18 protein-coding genes are annotated in these 15429 nt (G+C 45.3%); 5 read left to right on the top strand and 13 right to left on the bottom strand.

The features are described from left to right. Position 1: 1 nt before the first annotated feature. Entirely contained in the window at positions 2 to 349 is a 348-nt protein-coding gene (gene sdhD / locus CA267_RS18040; RefSeq protein WP_075609499.1) for a succinate dehydrogenase, hydrophobic membrane anchor protein, read from the bottom strand. Beyond that, positions 343 to 717, bottom strand: a complete 375-nt coding sequence (gene sdhC, locus CA267_RS18035) for a succinate dehydrogenase, cytochrome b556 subunit (RefSeq protein ID WP_075609500.1) — start codon at positions 715 to 717, stop codon at positions 343 to 345. Before sdhC ends, sdhD begins: the two co-directional genes overlap by 7 nt. A 663-nt stretch (positions 718 to 1380) precedes the next feature. Here sdhC and gltA point away from each other — a divergent pair. Beyond that, on the top strand, positions 1381 to 2661 hold the full coding sequence (gltA, locus tag CA267_RS18030; RefSeq protein ID WP_075609501.1) for a citrate synthase: 1281 nt from the start codon (positions 1381 to 1383) through the stop codon (positions 2659 to 2661). A gap of 63 nt (positions 2662 to 2724) precedes the next feature. Continuing rightward, on the top strand, positions 2725 to 3147 hold the full coding sequence (locus tag CA267_RS18025) for a DUF3429 domain-containing protein (protein ID WP_075609502.1): 423 nt from the start codon (positions 2725 to 2727) through the stop codon (positions 3145 to 3147). 134 nt (positions 3148 to 3281) lie between these two features. Here the strand turns inward: CA267_RS18025 and CA267_RS18020 are convergent, their stop codons facing one another. The 4 genes from CA267_RS18020 to CA267_RS18005 form a co-directional block, all read right to left on the bottom strand. After that, positions 3282 to 4742: a phosphohexomutase domain-containing protein gene (locus CA267_RS18020; protein WP_075609503.1), complete on the bottom strand. Its 1461-nt coding sequence runs from the start codon at positions 4740 to 4742 to the stop codon at positions 3282 to 3284. Next, complete coding sequence (locus tag CA267_RS18015; protein ID WP_075609504.1) at positions 4739 to 6160, bottom strand: mannose-1-phosphate guanylyltransferase/mannose-6-phosphate isomerase; 1422 nt, start codon at positions 6158 to 6160, stop codon at positions 4739 to 4741. The genes CA267_RS18020 and CA267_RS18015 overlap by 4 nt, the downstream gene beginning before the upstream one ends. A gap of 168 nt (positions 6161 to 6328) precedes the next feature. Continuing rightward, positions 6329 to 7162, bottom strand: coding sequence for a pirin family protein (locus CA267_RS18010; RefSeq protein ID WP_075609505.1), 834 nt, complete (start codon positions 7160 to 7162; stop codon positions 6329 to 6331). Beyond that, positions 7162 to 8121, bottom strand: coding sequence for a glutathione S-transferase family protein (locus tag CA267_RS18005; protein ID WP_075610075.1), 960 nt, complete (start codon positions 8119 to 8121; stop codon positions 7162 to 7164). The genes CA267_RS18010 and CA267_RS18005 overlap by 1 nt, the downstream gene beginning before the upstream one ends. 249 nt (positions 8122 to 8370) lie before the next feature. Between CA267_RS18005 and tcdA the strand changes: the two genes are divergently transcribed. Both tcdA and CA267_RS17995 read left to right on the top strand, forming a co-directional pair. Next, positions 8371 to 9147, top strand: a complete 777-nt coding sequence (gene tcdA, locus CA267_RS18000) for a tRNA cyclic N6-threonylcarbamoyladenosine(37) synthase TcdA (protein WP_075609506.1) — start codon at positions 8371 to 8373, stop codon at positions 9145 to 9147. Positions 9148 to 9183: 36 nt separating this feature from the next. Continuing rightward, positions 9184 to 9591, top strand: a complete 408-nt coding sequence (locus CA267_RS17995; protein ID WP_075609507.1) for a hypothetical protein — start codon at positions 9184 to 9186, stop codon at positions 9589 to 9591. 16 nt (positions 9592 to 9607) lie between these two features. Here the strand turns inward: CA267_RS17995 and CA267_RS19260 are convergent, their stop codons facing one another. The 5 genes from CA267_RS19260 to CA267_RS17970 all read right to left on the bottom strand — a co-directional run bounded on the left by CA267_RS19260 (position 9608) and on the right by CA267_RS17970 (position 12241). Beyond that, positions 9608 to 10132 carry a DUF2919 family protein gene (locus tag CA267_RS19260; RefSeq protein WP_075609508.1) on the bottom strand — a complete coding sequence of 175 codons (525 nt, stop codon included), beginning with the start codon at positions 10130 to 10132 and terminating at the stop codon, positions 9608 to 9610. Then, positions 10122 to 10559: a GNAT family N-acetyltransferase gene (locus tag CA267_RS17985; RefSeq protein ID WP_075609509.1), complete on the bottom strand. Its 438-nt coding sequence runs from the start codon at positions 10557 to 10559 to the stop codon at positions 10122 to 10124. Before CA267_RS17985 ends, CA267_RS19260 begins: the two co-directional genes overlap by 11 nt. Positions 10560 to 10749: 190 nt before the next feature. Then, complete coding sequence (locus tag CA267_RS17980) at positions 10750 to 11496, bottom strand: serine/threonine-protein kinase (RefSeq protein WP_075609510.1); 747 nt, start codon at positions 11494 to 11496, stop codon at positions 10750 to 10752. Between the two features lie 98 nt (positions 11497 to 11594). Further along, positions 11595 to 12056, bottom strand: coding sequence for a MarR family winged helix-turn-helix transcriptional regulator (locus CA267_RS17975; RefSeq protein ID WP_075609511.1), 462 nt, complete (start codon positions 12054 to 12056; stop codon positions 11595 to 11597). Positions 12057 to 12076: 20 nt separating this feature from the next. Beyond that, positions 12077 to 12241, bottom strand: coding sequence for a hypothetical protein (locus CA267_RS17970; protein WP_170669088.1), 165 nt, complete (start codon positions 12239 to 12241; stop codon positions 12077 to 12079). A 49-nt stretch (positions 12242 to 12290) separates the two neighbouring features. Here CA267_RS17970 and rimO point away from each other — a divergent pair, with 49 nt between their 5' ends. Beyond that, positions 12291 to 13718 (top strand): 30S ribosomal protein S12 methylthiotransferase RimO, encoded by a 1428-nt coding sequence (rimO, locus tag CA267_RS17965; protein WP_075610076.1) that lies wholly within the window; start codon positions 12291 to 12293, stop codon positions 13716 to 13718. A gap of 45 nt (positions 13719 to 13763) precedes the next feature. On the opposite strand, the gene CA267_RS17960 is transcribed toward rimO, so the two are convergent. Together CA267_RS17960 and CA267_RS17955 are read right to left on the bottom strand one after the other, a co-directional pair. Beyond that, the gene (locus tag CA267_RS17960; protein ID WP_083638455.1) at positions 13764 to 14771 is read right to left on the bottom strand and encodes a Kelch repeat-containing protein; all 1008 of its coding nucleotides are present in this window, start codon (positions 14769 to 14771) and stop codon (positions 13764 to 13766) included. After that, positions 14765 to 15424, bottom strand: a complete 660-nt coding sequence (locus CA267_RS17955; protein ID WP_075609512.1) for an SDR family oxidoreductase — start codon at positions 15422 to 15424, stop codon at positions 14765 to 14767. Before CA267_RS17955 ends, CA267_RS17960 begins: the two co-directional genes overlap by 7 nt. Between the last annotated feature and the right edge of the window lie 5 nt (positions 15425 to 15429).

The raw sequence follows: 15429 nt of genomic DNA, 5'->3' as shown, positions 1-15429 counted from the left end.
ATTACACTCCCAACAAAACAAACAGACCAACAGCAACGTATATAAAAGCAATAAGGTTAATTAAAAACTGGATAGTGGCCCGCAGTTTCAGCGCTTTTACATAATCAGTGAGCACCTGCCACATACCAATTCGAATATGGATCATGGTGGCGACAAGCGTAGCGAGGGTAAACACCTTCATTGTCAAACCAGCAAACAGACCACGCCAGACAGTAAACGTAATTTCTTCTGTGGTGAAGAAGAACCACGCCATAAAGATGGCATACGCTGTAATGATTAAGGCGGTCGTACGCAGTGAAATAAAATCCTGCACTCCGTTACGTCTAGCACCTGATTGATTTGTTACCATATTGCAACTCCCAATACGACGGTCAGTATTATCCAAAGTGCAATAATCGCTTGTGCACTGAGATTTCCTGATTTAAGTTCTTCCCAATATCCTATCTCAGTTATGAGATGACGAATGCCGCCGAGGGTGTGATATATCAGAGCCGATATTGTGCCGATTGCTATCACTTTCCCAACCCAGCCGTTCATTATCTCTTGTACATCAGCGAATCCTTCTGGGGAGGAAACAGAAACTGCCCACGCCCAGATGACGAACAACAACGCAAAAAATAATGCGACGCCGGTAATACGGTTGAGGATTGACGAAATAGCAGCGGGAGGAAATCTTATGGTAGTAAGATCTAAATTTACTGGTCTTTGCTTTTTCACAATGTATGCCTGTTTATTCCGTAGGGAGAAGGAATCACTCACTGTTTTTATGTCCTAATTGAGCTATTCCGCTTATAACCTGTTAATTGCCTCATCCGTTGAGTCGTTAACAATTTGTGAATTTTTTATTACTTGTTTAACAGAACAAATATTCTGTCTTCAAAGCTCGCATGAGTATATCCAGCGCATTGTATAATTACAATTTTTTGTGGCCTATTGAGGCGTTAGTTGTCGATATTCTGTTCTCAACTAAGACAGCAGTTAAAGATAACCAGGTAAGTAAATTAAAATTACAAAGAGATTTCATTTTATCAATATTGCTATACATTAAATGAAACGGTATTAAGCGGTAAGCATTTACCCGTCGTTGTAAGAATCGGCTGTAGCTTTGCCAACGTTTCTCAGTTGAAAGTTTCAAATTAAGCCCAACATTGATGTTTGCATCTCAGTTCAGATAAAGCAGCATCAATTTACGTTTACCAAACCATACTTGTGTCAGGTCTGGTGTATAATGCTAAAGAATTGAGAATATTTATTGCGCAAACCTGCATTTAAATTGACTTATTGATACATAATAAAGTAAAACTACGCCACTTTTCCCAACGAAGCAGTCCATTTAAAGCTGTTTCGCTGCAAACAGAACCATTCTGAGGAGAGCATTTTATGGCAGATCAGAAAGCCATTCTTAAAGCCGGCGACAAGGAAATTGAACTTCCTATATTGTCTGGCACAGAAGGACAAGATGTAATTGACGTGCGTCCACTTGGGGCAAACGGATACTTCACGTATGATCCGGGCTTCATGGCTACAGGATCCTGCGAATCGAAAATTACCTATATTGACGGCGAAAAAGGCGTATTGTTACATCGCGGTTATCCCATTGAAGAATTAGCACGGGATGCAAGCTATCTTGAAGTTTGTCACATGCTATTAAATGGCGAAGCTCCGAGTAGCGAAGAATACGAAGAGTTTAAAGCAACTATCACCCGTCATACCATGGTTCATGAACAGATAAATATGTTCTTCCATGGTTTCCGTAACGATGCCCATCCAATGGCTATGTTATGCGGAACAGTGGGTGCAATGTCATCGTTCTACCATAGCGACCTGGATGTTTCCAATTGTGATGAACGCATGCGTAGCGCGCACCGTCTCATCGCGAAGATGCCTACCCTGGTAGCAATGTGTTACAAGTACAACATTGGTCAACCCTTTGTTTATCCGCGTAATGATCTTAGCTATGCGGGCAACTTCCTGAACATGTTATTCTCCGTTCCGGCTGAAGATTACAAAATCAGCCCTGCGGTTGAACGTGCAATGGATCGTATATTTATTTTGCATGCCGATCACGAACAAAACGCTTCTACATCAACTGTACGGTTAGCCGGTTCTTCTGGTGCTAATCCTTACGCGTGTATTGCTGCTGGCGTGGCTTCTTTATGGGGCCCGGCTCACGGTGGTGCAAACGAAGCGTGTCTGCGAATGCTTGAGGAAATCGGAAGCGTTGACCGTATTCCGGAATTTATTGAGCGTGCGAAGGACAAAAAAGACCCCTTCCGCCTCATGGGTTTTGGGCATCGGGTTTACAAGAACTACGATCCGCGCGCAACAGTAATGCGTGAAAGCTGTCATGAAGTTCTTAAAGAGCTGGAAATTAAAGATCCTTTGCTTGAAGTAGCTATGGAACTTGAGCGTATTGCACTTGAAGACCCTTACTTTGCCGAGAAGAAGCTGTTCCCGAATGTGGATTTCTACTCAGGCATTATTTTGAAAGCTATTGGTATTCCAACCAATATGTTTACGTGTATTTTTGCTCTTTCCCGTACCGTGGGATGGATTTCTCATTGGCATGAAATGATGAGCGATCCTAAACAAAAGATTGGACGTCCTCGTCAGCTTTATACGGGCTATAGTAAACGTAAATACACCCCTATCGACAATTAATTTTTTGTCGAACCGCAAAAATAGCGCCTGCATGGCGCTATTTTTAAATAAGGAGTAGCGACTATGCCCTATCCTGCTCTCGCGTTAGGTATTGCTGGACTCATTCCTTTTATTTTTCTAGCCGTTACTGCAGTTGTTGACTTGCTTCCAGTCTATGAAGCTGCGAGATATTTTACTCAATATTCCGCGGTGCTTCTGTCATTTTTTGGCGGCGTTCATTGGCTGGATGCGATTCAAAACCGGCGCACTAATCACCAGTTATATGTGGCGATGCTTCCCACTATCATTGGTTGGCTATGTCTTATTTTTAATGGCGATGTGCGGGTACTTGGCGTACTCTCTGTCTCTTATGTGCTTCTTCTAATGTACGATAAATACACATTAGCTTTTGATAAAGAGCTGGTTGTAAGCTATATCTCGCTACGCGTGCTACTTACCACCGTTGTAGTTATCTGTCACGCAATCATGATTTTTCAACTGCAATAAATGCCGTTCCCTAACAACTTGCTGGATATCTATAAAAGAGTTTGCTGAAGAAGCTTGGGGAAACGACAGGAACACTGACGCTCTAGTAAAAAAGGAGCTACCGTGACTTACGGCAGCTCCTAATTAGAAGCGAGTTATTCGTCTCGAATAACGGCAAGCAATTCTGCCGTTTTTTCTTTCATTAAAGGAATATCATTTCTCGATTCCACATTCAGTCTGATAACAGGTTCAGTATTAGACTTGCGTAAATTAAATCGCCACGTCCCGAATTCTAGCCCTAGACCGTCAATTTCCTCGATAACTTCTGCTTCGGGTTGGTATTTCTTCATCACCCGTTCCAACGCCGCGTCAGCATCTTTTAGTGTGCTGTTAATTTCACCTGATGAGGGAAATGCAGCAATGCGGGCTTTTACCATTTCAGCCAGCGTTTGATGTTTAGTACAGAGTAATTCAGCCACTAGCAGCCACGGGATCATGCCGGAATCACAATAGGCAAAATCTCGGAAATAATGATGCGCGCTCATTTCACCGCCGTATACTGCATCTTCTTTACGCATTCGCTCTTTTATAAAAGCATGGCCGGTTTTACATTTTATAGGCGTACCGCCAGCAGTAGTGACAATATCTTCCGTATTCCAGCAGACCCGTGGATCATAAATAATTTTAGCTTTATTATCTTTATCCAGAAAGGCTCTCGCAAGTAACCCAACTATGTAATAACCTTCTATAAAGTTACCTTGGGCGTCAAACAAGAAACAGCGATCAAAATCGCCGTCCCACGCAATACCGAAATCAGCATTATTTTCGACAACTGCCTGGGCTGTATCAGCGCGATTTTCGGGAAGGAGAGGATTGGGAATACCATTAGGGAAAGTACCATCTGGTTGATGATGGACTTTGATAAATTCAATAGGTACGCCTTTTTCCTTTAACGCTGATTCAATGGCATCCAGCACTTTACCCGCCGCCCCATTCCCCGCATTGGCGACTATCTTCAATGGCGTAAAATTGTTTAAATTTACATATGACAATACATGAGCCACATAACTGTTTAGGCAACTCTTGCACTCATAGCGTCCCGTGCTTTGAAGCAACCCCTCTTTTATATGTGCCTTTCCGTTAAAGAATGCTTCTTTATCAATGGTAACACCATCGGTGTAATACGCCATTCGCTGGTTTACTTCGTCATCAGATAACGCTTGGGCAGCCTCTTTAATAGCGTTTAGCCCTGTATCTCCACTAATCGGCACGGAATTAGCTTTTACTAATTTCATGCCGTTATAGTTGATAGGATTATGACTTGCGGTTACTTCGATTCCACCATCTACACCCAAATAGGTAGTAGCAAAATAAATTTCTTCTGTTCCGGCCATGCCGATATCAGTCACCGCTGCGCCGCCCTCAATTAAACCGGCGGCAAGTGCTAGCTTGAGCGGAGTGGATGTTAACCGTACGTCGCCACCCACCACAACACGTTGTGCAGAAAGCTCTTTAGCGAAAGCAAAACCAATACGATAAGCCACCTCTTCGTCTAGTTGGGTATTGAGTTCGCCGCGAATGTCGTAAGCCTTAAAGCATGTTATAGGCTTACTCATTTTTTGGCCTCTTTACTCTCAGTTCTGCCGTAGCGATCGGAAAATCTTACGATATCGTCTTCACCAAGATAGGCTCCAGATTGAACCTCAATCAGCTCCAACGGAATTTTTCCAGGATTTTCTAACGCATGAACTTCACCGATGGGAATATATGTAGATTCGTTTTCTGTCACCATTTGTGTGGTATCGCCAATTGTTACACTGGCTGTACCTGAAACCACAATCCAGTGTTCGGCGCGGTGATGATGCATTTGAACAGATAATTTTTCGCCGGGCTTTACAGTAATACGTTTCACCTGGAATCGCGCGCCATTATCAATTGAGTCGTAACTACCCCAGGGCCGGAAGACTTCGCGATGGAATTCAAACTCAGGGCGCTTTTCGGCCTTAAGCGTGTTAACCACATTTTTGATTTCCTGCACCTTATCTTTGTGCGCCACCATGACAGCGTCTTTGGTTTCAACGACAACGATATCATCCAACCCGATTACAGCAATGAGCCTTTCTTCAGAGTTAATGTAGCTGTTGCGGGTATTTTCCAAAATGGCATCACCCACAACCACGTTTCCGTGGGCATCTTTATCAGACGTTTCCCATAACGACGTCCAGCTTCCTACATCTGACCAACCCGCATCCAGAGGCACCATGGCTGCTTTCTGAGTTTTCTCCATCACTGCATAATCGATTGAATCGTCAGGGCACGAGGCAAACACGTCAGCATCTACTCGAATAAAATCAAGATCCTGAGATTCGGAATCTATGGCTTTCTTACAAACACTAAGAATTTTTGGTTGATACTTTTCAAGTTCTTCCAGATAGCGGCTGGCTTTGAACATGAACATACCGCTGTTCCAGAAATAATTACCCGATGCCACGTATTGCTCTGCTGTCGCCATATCCGGCTTTTCTACAAATTCCTGAACGGCGAAACCGTTTTCCAGCTCCTGTCCAGACTTTATATAGCCATAACCGGTATGCGCTTGGTCAGGCACAATGCCAAAAGTAACCAAATAGCCTGCATTTGCCAATTCCTCTGCCTTTTTTATAGCATCATGGAACGCTGGAAGCTTTTTGATTAAGTGGTCTGCTGCAAGAACGAGCAACGTAGGATCTTCTCCTCCCTGCACCGCATGTAAAGCTGCCAGCGCAATTGCAGGCGCCGTATTTCTTCCTACTGGTTCCAGCAAAATTCCGCTGTGCTTTACGTTCTGTTGGCGTAGTTGCTCCGCCACCAGAAAACGATGTGCATCATTACAGATTAAAATAGGCTCTTCTGCTCCCGTACCTTTCAGCCTTCCAATAGTTTCTTGAAGCATGGTTTGTTCTGAGGTAAGGGCTAAAAACTGCTTAGGCAATGCCGCGCGAGATTTCGGCCAGAGACGACTTCCGGTACCACCGGCTAATATGACTGGTTTCATTTACTTTCCTGTGAAATATTGGCGAAAGCCTTATTTATCCTTACTCCATGTTAATCAAGGCATTAAATCCAATCAATGGTGGTAATGCAAATACATGGTCTATTTTCGTTTTTAATCTAAGAAAGGGGTTCAACAGACCCCTTTTTAAATCAAAACTGGTAATACAGATCAGTTTGCTAGCTTGCCGCTCTGGTAATCCTGTAACGCCTGCTGAATTTCCTCATCGGTATTCATAACGAATGGCCCATATTGAACCACTGGCTCACGTAAAGGCGCCCCCGCAACAAGAATAAATTTGGCAGCTTTTTCTGCCTTAACGGAAAAGAAGTCACCGGCGGACAACACAGCTAACTGTCCCTGTTCTACCGGTTTTTCAGCAATTTCTACGCCACCTTCGTAGCAATATACAAAAGCAGTGTGATCTGCGGGTAACGTAACGTCAAATTTGTCACGCTCTGATACGATAAAATCGGTAAAAAGTGGCTTGACTGAATTAGTTTGCACCGGCCCCGCCTGTCCTTCCAAATTACCCGCTAACACTTTAACAATGGTTTTGTCAGTAAGAGAAACGTGAGGAACAGCATCGGGTTGAATATCCTGATAACCCGGGGCTGACATTTTTTGCGAGGCGGGTAAATTAACCCATAGTTGAAAACCCTGAAGCAAACCTTCTTCCTGCTCTGGCATTTCCTCATGAATCAGCCCCCTACCCGCATTCATCCATTGGATGCCGCCGCTTTGAATCAAACCTTCATTACCAACAGAGTCCCGATGCCGCATTTTACCTGCCAGCATATAGGTAACGGTTTGAAAGCCTCTGTGAGGGTGTGGAGGAAAACCGGCAATATATTCGCCCGGTTTATCCGAACTGAAAAAATCCAGCATGAGGAAAGGATCCAGTCGTTTAATGGCAGGCTGACCAATAATGCGAGTTAACGAAACACCAGCGCCATCCTGAGTCGCCATTCCTTCATAAACACCGGTTACGGTTCTTGTCGTCATTATAGAGATTCTCTTCCGTGGGGAGCATTCAAGGCTAAATCAGGCCCGACAGGTACAATTTGCGTCGGGTTGATCATGGTATGGCTAAAGTAATAGTGACGCTTGATATGCTCAAAGTTAACAGTTTCAGCAACACCGGGATACTGATAAAGCTCCTTCATGTAGCCGTTTAATGCGGGATAATCTGCAATCCGTTTTATATTGCACTTGAAGTGCCCATGATAAACCTGATCAAAGCGAATAAGTGTCGTAAATAGGCGCCAGTCTGCTTCCGTAATACGTTTGCCAACAAGGTACCGCTGTGTAGAAAGCCGTTGTTCAACTAGATCAAGAGCGTCAAAAAGAGCCGCCACGGCTTCCTCATAAGCTTTTTGCGTAGTGGCAAAGCCGGTTTTATAAACACCGTTGTTGATGTTGCTATAAACCAGTTGATTTATCTCCTCAATCTCGGCATGAAGCGATTGCGGGTAGTAATCATCGTGATTGCCCGTCAGCGAATTGAATGACTGATTAAAAATCCGAATAATATCCGCAGATTCGTTATTTACAATAGTTTCGCTTTTTTTATCCCACAGCACCGGGACTGTCACCCGGCTGGTAATGGTCGCATCGACCCGCGTATAGAGCTGGTGTAAATACTCATAATTATAAAGCTTATCTCCCGTTGCTGCTGGAAAGGATTTAAAACTCCAGCCTTTATCCAACATTTCCGGAGAAACAACAGATACATCTATGTGAGATTCTAGCTGCTTAAGCTTGCGGAATATCAGAGTCCGATGCGCCCACGGGCAGGCTAGCGATACGTAAAGGTGATAGCGACCTGATTCCGGAGTGTACCTGGCGTCTTTACTGTCTTCCACCCAATCACGAAAAGACGATGATTCACGCTTAAACTTGCCGTCGTTACTGTCAGTGTCGTACCATTTGTCTTGCCACTTGCCGTCAACCAGTAAGCCCATTAGTCTGCTCCCGTAAATTTGATCTTGCGCTATTTCACCATATACCAAGTTGAACGTATTGCGCATAATTTTGGATTTTTCATCCTATTTTTTAGATATTGACGCTAGGGCGTGTTGAGTACACGACTCTCTGCGGTTGCGGTAGTGTGTCGTTCAATTGATTAAGGTATTATGACAAGTTCTACGGTAGTCAGCTGCTACAGTCAGCAGAGCATCCTAAATACTTTTTTCCGGATTAGTCGTTAATTTATGAGTAACAAACAACGTTTTGGTGGTATCAGCCGGCTTTACGGTGCCGATGCCACTACTACTCTCGCCCGCTCACACGTCTGTATTGTTGGCATCGGAGGCGTGGGATCGTGGACAGCAGAAGCCCTGGCAAGGAGTGGTGTAGGCAATCTCACGCTTATCGATTTAGACGACGTATGTGTAACTAATACCAATCGGCAGATTCACGCCCTCACTGATTCCATAGGCCAACCGAAAGTAGAAGTTATGGCCCGGCGTATTCGTTTGATCAATCCAGACTGCCAGGTAAATGCAATTGAAGATTTTGCAACATCAGATACAGTGTCAGAATATATAACCACGCAGATGGATGCAGTGGTGGAAGCAACCGACAGCGTTCGCGCTAAAGCGGCCATTATCGCGTTTTGTAAACGTAACAAAATAGCCGTGGTAACAATTGGCGGCGCCGGAGGACAGATTGATCCAACTCAGGTCACGGTGGGCGATCTCTCCAAGACCATACAGGATCCACTGGCGGCAAAGCTGCGCAGTGAATTGAGACGCAGCTATAATTTTACGAAGAATGTAAAACGTAAGTTTGGCGTGGAGTGCGTATATTCCACTGAACAATTACGCTACCCTCAGCCCGATGGCAGTGTATGCTTCAATAAATCGGTGTTAGAAGGTGGAACCCGGCTCGACTGTGCAGGTGGTTTTGGTGCCGTGGTCACGGTAACATCAACCTTTGGAATGTTTGCCGCAGCGCGAATCATAAATCGTCTTACCGGTGAAAAATAATAATTCACGAGCGTAATCGCCACTGAGGAGTTTTATATGCAACAGGCTGATCTGGAGCAATTAATGGCCGAGAGTGCCAACGATGCAGTGCAAACTGCAAAACAAGAGTTTGGTGTTTCCCTGGATTTTACACCCGAAAGTATCCGGCAAGTAGATAGCGTATTGCTGAGCTTTGTAGACAGGTATCATGACCAAGCGCTGGAAGACAATGCCGTATTCACTCTCTGTAATATCTTCGGCGCTTATGTCGGGGAAAGTTTTAAAAAAATAGCCGGCGGCAATTGGCGCTACGATCAAACTGATCCGCAAGCACCCTTTGTTGTACTGGATGTAGGTGACCGCTCCTACGCATTCGCGGGAATTTGCTATGAAAGGCTGGTAAACGATAGCCAAATAAGTGTAAAAGCTTACTTCGATAAAGCTAGCCAAAATCAAATGCATTAATGGTAGTCAAGCGTGTTTAACCGGGCTTTTCAGAGCTTGAAGATAAAGGTCCCGCCTCAGTGCGCTTGGGGTGGCGCCAATCTTTTATCATTAGTTTTACATGGCGACTCCTCACCAAGCAAACAAGAAACAAGCACGAGAGTAGCAGCATCAGCGCGTTGACAAACTGAAACAGCCAGTGATAAACCGCAATTTGCCATACCTGCACAGTAACAGAAGCAAGTATTCCGAAGATTAAAAGCGGGTAAATGCAATGTCGCCAGGAGGTGCGCGATTTTTTCCAAAGGCGCTCCCGATTTCCCAGCAACAACAATACAGTCAAAAAAGGAAGTGTGATTACAAGCCTAATTATCAGGTAGCTGCTTTGGGGATAAAATAACTGAAGCAGGAATGTTGTTTGATCTCTTATCGCAACCGCAAAAATAAATATGAGCCAGTCAGCGCATGCTGCCAGCAACAGCATGTATAACCAAAGAGGCGGTTTAACGACACCGCCTTCATCGTAGCAATGAAGAGGCAATGGCAATGTGTTACGCGTCATGGCTTAACGTCAATGCGAAATGGTGGCTGGCAATTGCCATTCGTTTACGTAAGTAGAATCGGTGCGCGTTAAAACGCTGGACTCCGGAATCCAGATGTAAACTTTCACATTGTTGCTCTTTGGCAATCTGAATACAGGCTTCCATCAGTCCGTCGCCGATTCCTTTTCCTCTAGCGCTATCTACGGTTACAAGATCATCAATATAAAGATGTTTTCCCCACGCCAGCTTCTCATTTATCACATATCCAGCCAGAGCAACGACCTGCTCTCCTTGCATGGCAGCAAGAAGCCGGTAGCCGGACTTCATTTGCGTGTGCATTTTATTAGCAAGTTTCTCCAGCGAATCATGCGGTCTGAGTTGTTGCATCACTGGTGCAGCAGCCAGTAGAGAAGAATAAGTGGTTAAATGAATGTATTGAAGTTCCATAACTTCCCATTGTTTTACGTATTTTTAGGAAGACCACATTACACCCTTCCCTCACATTCCCGGCCACTACCGATTTCTTTCACCTATTTCCCACTCACTTGGCAAGTAAATGCAGATGTAAGTATTCCAAACCGTAAAAGCGACGAAACATGATCTTTTCAGGACCGCTGCTTACATAACAAGGCGCAGTCTACCAGAACTTTTCCAGTATGTTTTTTACAATATCCAAACTCAAGATGTTGGCAAAAAGCGCCTGAACGCGAACCTGCAACCGGTGGAGAGGATATCCGCGAAATATCCATACCTTACGTACTTTATTGTATTTTTCATAAAAACGGCTGCGAAATTGAGGCAAAGGCGTTTTCCCAAGGCGCTGCCAGGCTTTGTATGTGCCTGTAATATCTGCTCCACGCATAAAACGCGACAGCCAACGGGGCAGCGAATGCCAGCGTATGCTCGACTGGAAATCAATAATTGCCGGCTCTCCGTGCGTATCAACTAAGATATTTCCCAAATTGCGTAAATCCAAATGCACTCTGCCGGCTTTATGCATAGCGCTTATACGCTTTTCAAGTTGATAAAAAAATTGAGGCGAGAGTTGTTCGCCGCTCTCGCAAAGGCTCTTGAGGGTTTTTCCTTCTACATACGAATACGCAATGGTCGAGGAGGTAAGCCGGTAGCACTTCTCTGCAATGCCATCAATATGCTTCAGCGCACTTATTGCCTTAAATTCCTGATTGATAAACATTCTTCCCACTGAATGTCTGATTAACCAATGACGTGAGGAAAAGTCTTTTATAACCAAGTCAAAAACATGATCACAGTACCGATACACGATAGCGTTCGCGAACCGTCCTTCATTAATAATGCTAAGATGACGAACGTCAAAAAAATGTGAGGGAAAGTACTGCTGCAAGGACTGTATTAACGTGTCCAATTTTACGAACCCAAATAGTTGTCAAGGCAACTATTTTCCCACCCACTTTATTGCCCAGGCAACTATATTGAGGTAAAGCCAGGTTTCTTTACGATGAACTATTCTAAATTGGACAGACAATGACCGAGCAACGAGAACAACTGCTCACGCTGCTTCATATTTAACCCACTTAGCGCCTCTTCATACACGGTGTTCACGTGCTTAACTGTTTGCGGGAATAATGCCCACGCGTTGTCCGTGAGCGCCAGTTTAAACGCTCGCCCGTCGTGAGGGCACGGCGTGCGAACGATAAGACATTTTGCTTCCATCCGGCACAACATACGACTCATTGCTCCCCTATCGTTTTGCGTGAGTTCACATAACTGCGCCAGCGTATCTGCGCGATTGCCTGCTATCAATTTAATCACTGCGTACTGGGAAGCGGTTAAATCCAAAGGTTTCAGTTTACAATCGAGCTTCGCCACGATCTGGTTGCGCAAAGAAGCAACCAAGCGCCCTAAGTCACCAGCCGTTGCTGCATTTTCTTCCTTCCTTTCTGAATCTTGCACTTTTATATTCATAGTTAAACGTATATCTTTATTTAACGGCCTGTCTCGCTTTTACCTGGATAAACCAGCGCCTTTTTCGCGGTCAGTAAGACCGCGACACCGGAAAATAATTCCTTTTGGTTATTTTTCTTTCTCAGCGCTCGGCTGTGATGGATGAAATTAGCCGCCGAATCTACTGCGATTACGATTATCATCATGTATAATCCGCGTCCTTTCTTAACTTTTACCCAAACGCCAAAGCCGCCTATGACCGTTAAAACCTATCGCCCGAATCAAACTACCACAATGGAAATCCCTGTAAAAACGCTACAGGAAAACCGTTCAGCTGCACCTGCTTTGGGCTCGAGAATCGGTTTCGTCAGTCTCGGCTGCCCAAAAAATTTAGTCGATTCTGAGCGGATTCTTACACAATTACGCACCGAAGGCTACGATGTGGTTCCCACTTATCAAGATGCCGATCTGGTCATTGTAAACACTTGCGGATTTATTGACTCTGCGGTGGAGGAATCGCTTGATACTATCGGTGAAGCACTTAAAGAAAACGGGCGGGTGATAGTCACCGGCTGCTTGGGAATAAAGGATGACGAAATACGTGAAGTCCATCCTAATGTTCTTGCTATCACCGGCCCTCACGCTTATGAGGAAGTGGTGGAGCAGGTGCATACGCATTTGCCGAAACCAGAACACAATCCCTATCTGCACTTGATCCCTGATCAAGGTATTAAGTTAACGCCGCGACACTACGCCTATTTAAAAATTTCCGAAGGATGTAATCACCGCTGTACGTTTTGTATTATACCGTCTATGCGAGGCGATCTGGTAAGTCGTCCCGTGGGCGAAGTTTTAGATGAAGCAAAACGTTTGCAGGCCGCAGGAGTTAACGAGCTTTTAGTGATTTCGCAGGACACTAGTGCCTATGGCGTAGATGTAAAACATCGGACCGGCTTTTGGAATGGTATGCCGGTAAAAACGCACATGCAGCAACTTTGTGAAAAGCTGGGGGAATTAGACATGTGGGTGCGTCTGCATTACGTGTATCCCTATCCTCATGTGGACGATCTCATTCCGCTAATGAATGAAGGCAAGATCCTGCCTTACCTAGATATTCCTTTCCAACATGCCAGCAAACGAATTTTACGCCTGATGAAGCGTCCAGGGAGTGCAGACAGAACCATTGAACGCGTAAAACGGTGGCGAGAACTGTGCCCTGAACTTATTATCCGTTCCACTTTCATAGTGGGCTTTCCTGGTGAAACTGAAGAAGAATTTGAAGAGTTACTCCAGTTTCTGCAAGAGGCGCAACTAGACCGCGTAGGCTGTTTTACCTATTCCGCCGTTGACGGCGCAAAAGCCAACGATTTACCTGATCCGGTTCCTGAAGATATTAAACAGGCTCGTTTAGCAAGATTTATGGAAGTTCAAGGGAAAATTTCTGCAGCTCGCTTGCAACAACGCATAGGCAAAGAATATCAAATAGTCATTGATTCAGTAGATAGTGAAGGCGCAACAGGAAGAACCTACGCAGATGCACCAGAGGTGGACGGTGTGGTTCATCTTAATGGTGTATATCATCTCAAACCCGGTGAAAGAGTATGGGCTGAAATCATTCATGCTGACGAACATGATATCTGGGGCGTACTGTCGGACGATGAAGAAGATAGTTTACTCAATTAATGAGTAACGCCTGCTTTTGCAGGCTTTCTTTAGCGAGAATACAGATTATTGGTGAAGTTTAAGCTTGCTGACAGTTGAGCGGGTATCATTTGCACCCGCTTTAGCCGCACCACCGATTATCCATATAGCGTCGTCAACAGACACCGCCCCTAATCCATGCCGGGGCACCGGCATGACTGTGGCCTGCGACCATTTTTCTCGCTTCAAGTTATAGCGCCATACTGATGAAAATACGCCGCGTCCCTCGGTGAAGTATTCTCCACCAAAAGCAAAAATATTGCCGTGTAATACCGCGCAAGCTAGCCCCGCCTGCGGCTGTGGAAGCGGCTTTCCTTCAACCCACTCATTGGTGGCGGGATCAAAAATTTCATGTGAATCCAGATTGCCCTCTTCCACCGTACGTCCGCCAATGACATGCCATTTACCTTTCGCTACCACAGCGCATGCACTGTTTCTGGAAGTAGGCATTGGCGCTGCTGTCTGCCAAACTCCAGCTTCGGGATCAAATACGCCATGCCAATTTGCATCTTCCTGATCCGCCCACTTCCCATTGCTACCTTTTTTAGGAGTTCGCCCCCCAGCAATATGAATCTTCCCGTTCAATATACCTGAAACGGTTTCGGATAATGCGACTGGCATAGGCGTTTTTTCGGCCCATTCATTCACATTTTCGTCATACATAAGGACGGAATTAGTATTTGTCCACTGCCCGTCGTCAGATTCGACAAAACCACCAAAAGACCATATATTGTCCTTAACCGCGACCAACATCGGGTGGTGCCGAGGTGCTGGCAAAGGGGCCAATCGCTGCCATTTTTCTTGGTCCTTTTGCAGCCGATAAACGTGAGCAGAAACGTTTAAACCACCGGTTTCCGTTGCGCGTAATCCGCCAGCGACATAAATCGCATTATGTAACACCGCGGGATAAATTTCCTGCACCGGCTGAGGTAAAGAAGGTCCTAATGACCATCGGTAGTTTGTTACCGGCTCAGCAGCTATGGCACTGGCAAAGGTTCCTGTCAGCCACAATCCTGCAACCAGCCATTTTACCACGGTAAGGAGTCTCCGTTAGAGTGGAAAAAGCCCCCGGTGCTTTCCAACGTAAGCTCACCCATTCTTTCTACCAGTCCTTTCGCCGCAGTGGCAGCATCAATATCGCCTGCGTTGTTTACCATTTCTGTTTGAACAAAGCCCGGATGGAGAAGCGCCACCGCTATTCCTCTGGGCCGCAAATCTCTGGCAAGGGATACTCCCGCCGCGTTTAACGCCGCTTTGGACATACGATAACCATAATAACCACCAGAACCGTTATCAGTCATTGAGCCCATACGGCTGGTCATCAAGCCAATTTTGGCATTTTCCGCCATTGCCGGTAGCAGCAACTGAGTTACCAACAGCGGCCCTAGCGCATTGACTCGAAACTGATAGTCGATCGTGTTCGGGTCCCAGTCTTCCAGACTTTCGCGCCCAAGCACGCCGGCATTGTTAATTAGCATGTCTATCTTAACGCTTAACAGTGAGGCCAATGACTGATGAAGACTCTCTGGATTGGATACATCGACACCTGTTACCACTGTCGCACCTGAGGAGCTAAGTTCATCACTACTATTTCGGCAGACGCCATATACTCTATCACCACGAGAAAGATAGGCCTGAACCAATGCCAGACCAATACCTCGATTTGCGCCCGTTATGACTACGTTCATTTTCG

Origin of the sequence: Alteromonas pelagimontana (assembly GCF_002499975.2) — a bacterium.
GTDB lineage: Bacteria > Pseudomonadota > Gammaproteobacteria > Enterobacterales > Alteromonadaceae > Alteromonas > Alteromonas pelagimontana.
The sequence above is the reverse complement of the archived record's forward strand: the minus strand, read 5'-3'. Positions and strand labels throughout refer to the sequence as shown.

Bases quoted from the DNA above. Each gene is read 5' to 3' on its own strand.
- sdhD (WP_075609499.1), bottom strand. From the start codon at position 349: ATGGTAACAAATCAATCAGGTGCTAGACGTAACGGAGTGCAGGATTTT.
- gltA (WP_075609501.1), top strand. From the start codon at position 1,381: ATGGCAGATCAGAAAGCCATTCTTAAAGCCGGCGACAAGGAAATTGAA.
- CA267_RS18025 (WP_075609502.1), top strand. From the start codon at position 2,725: ATGCCCTATCCTGCTCTCGCGTTAGGTATTGCTGGACTCATTCCTTTT.
- CA267_RS18020 (WP_075609503.1), bottom strand. From the start codon at position 4,742: ATGAGTAAGCCTATAACATGCTTTAAGGCTTACGACATTCGCGGCGAA.
- CA267_RS18015 (WP_075609504.1), bottom strand. From the start codon at position 6,160: ATGAAACCAGTCATATTAGCCGGTGGTACCGGAAGTCGTCTCTGGCCG.
- CA267_RS18010 (WP_075609505.1), bottom strand. From the start codon at position 7,162: ATGACGACAAGAACCGTAACCGGTGTTTATGAAGGAATGGCGACTCAG.
- CA267_RS18005 (WP_075610075.1), bottom strand. From the start codon at position 8,121: ATGGGCTTACTGGTTGACGGCAAGTGGCAAGACAAATGGTACGACACT.
- tcdA (WP_075609506.1), top strand. From the start codon at position 8,371: ATGAGTAACAAACAACGTTTTGGTGGTATCAGCCGGCTTTACGGTGCC.
- CA267_RS17995 (WP_075609507.1), top strand. From the start codon at position 9,184: ATGCAACAGGCTGATCTGGAGCAATTAATGGCCGAGAGTGCCAACGAT.
- CA267_RS19260 (WP_075609508.1), bottom strand. From the start codon at position 10,132: ATGACGCGTAACACATTGCCATTGCCTCTTCATTGCTACGATGAAGGC.
- CA267_RS17985 (WP_075609509.1), bottom strand. From the start codon at position 10,559: ATGGAACTTCAATACATTCATTTAACCACTTATTCTTCTCTACTGGCT.
- CA267_RS17975 (WP_075609511.1), bottom strand. From the start codon at position 12,056: ATGAATATAAAAGTGCAAGATTCAGAAAGGAAGGAAGAAAATGCAGCA.
- CA267_RS17970 (WP_170669088.1), bottom strand. From the start codon at position 12,241: ATGATGATAATCGTAATCGCAGTAGATTCGGCGGCTAATTTCATCCAT.
- rimO (WP_075610076.1), top strand. From the start codon at position 12,291: ATGACCGTTAAAACCTATCGCCCGAATCAAACTACCACAATGGAAATC.
- CA267_RS17955 (WP_075609512.1), bottom strand. From the start codon at position 15,424: ATGAACGTAGTCATAACGGGCGCAAATCGAGGTATTGGTCTGGCATTG.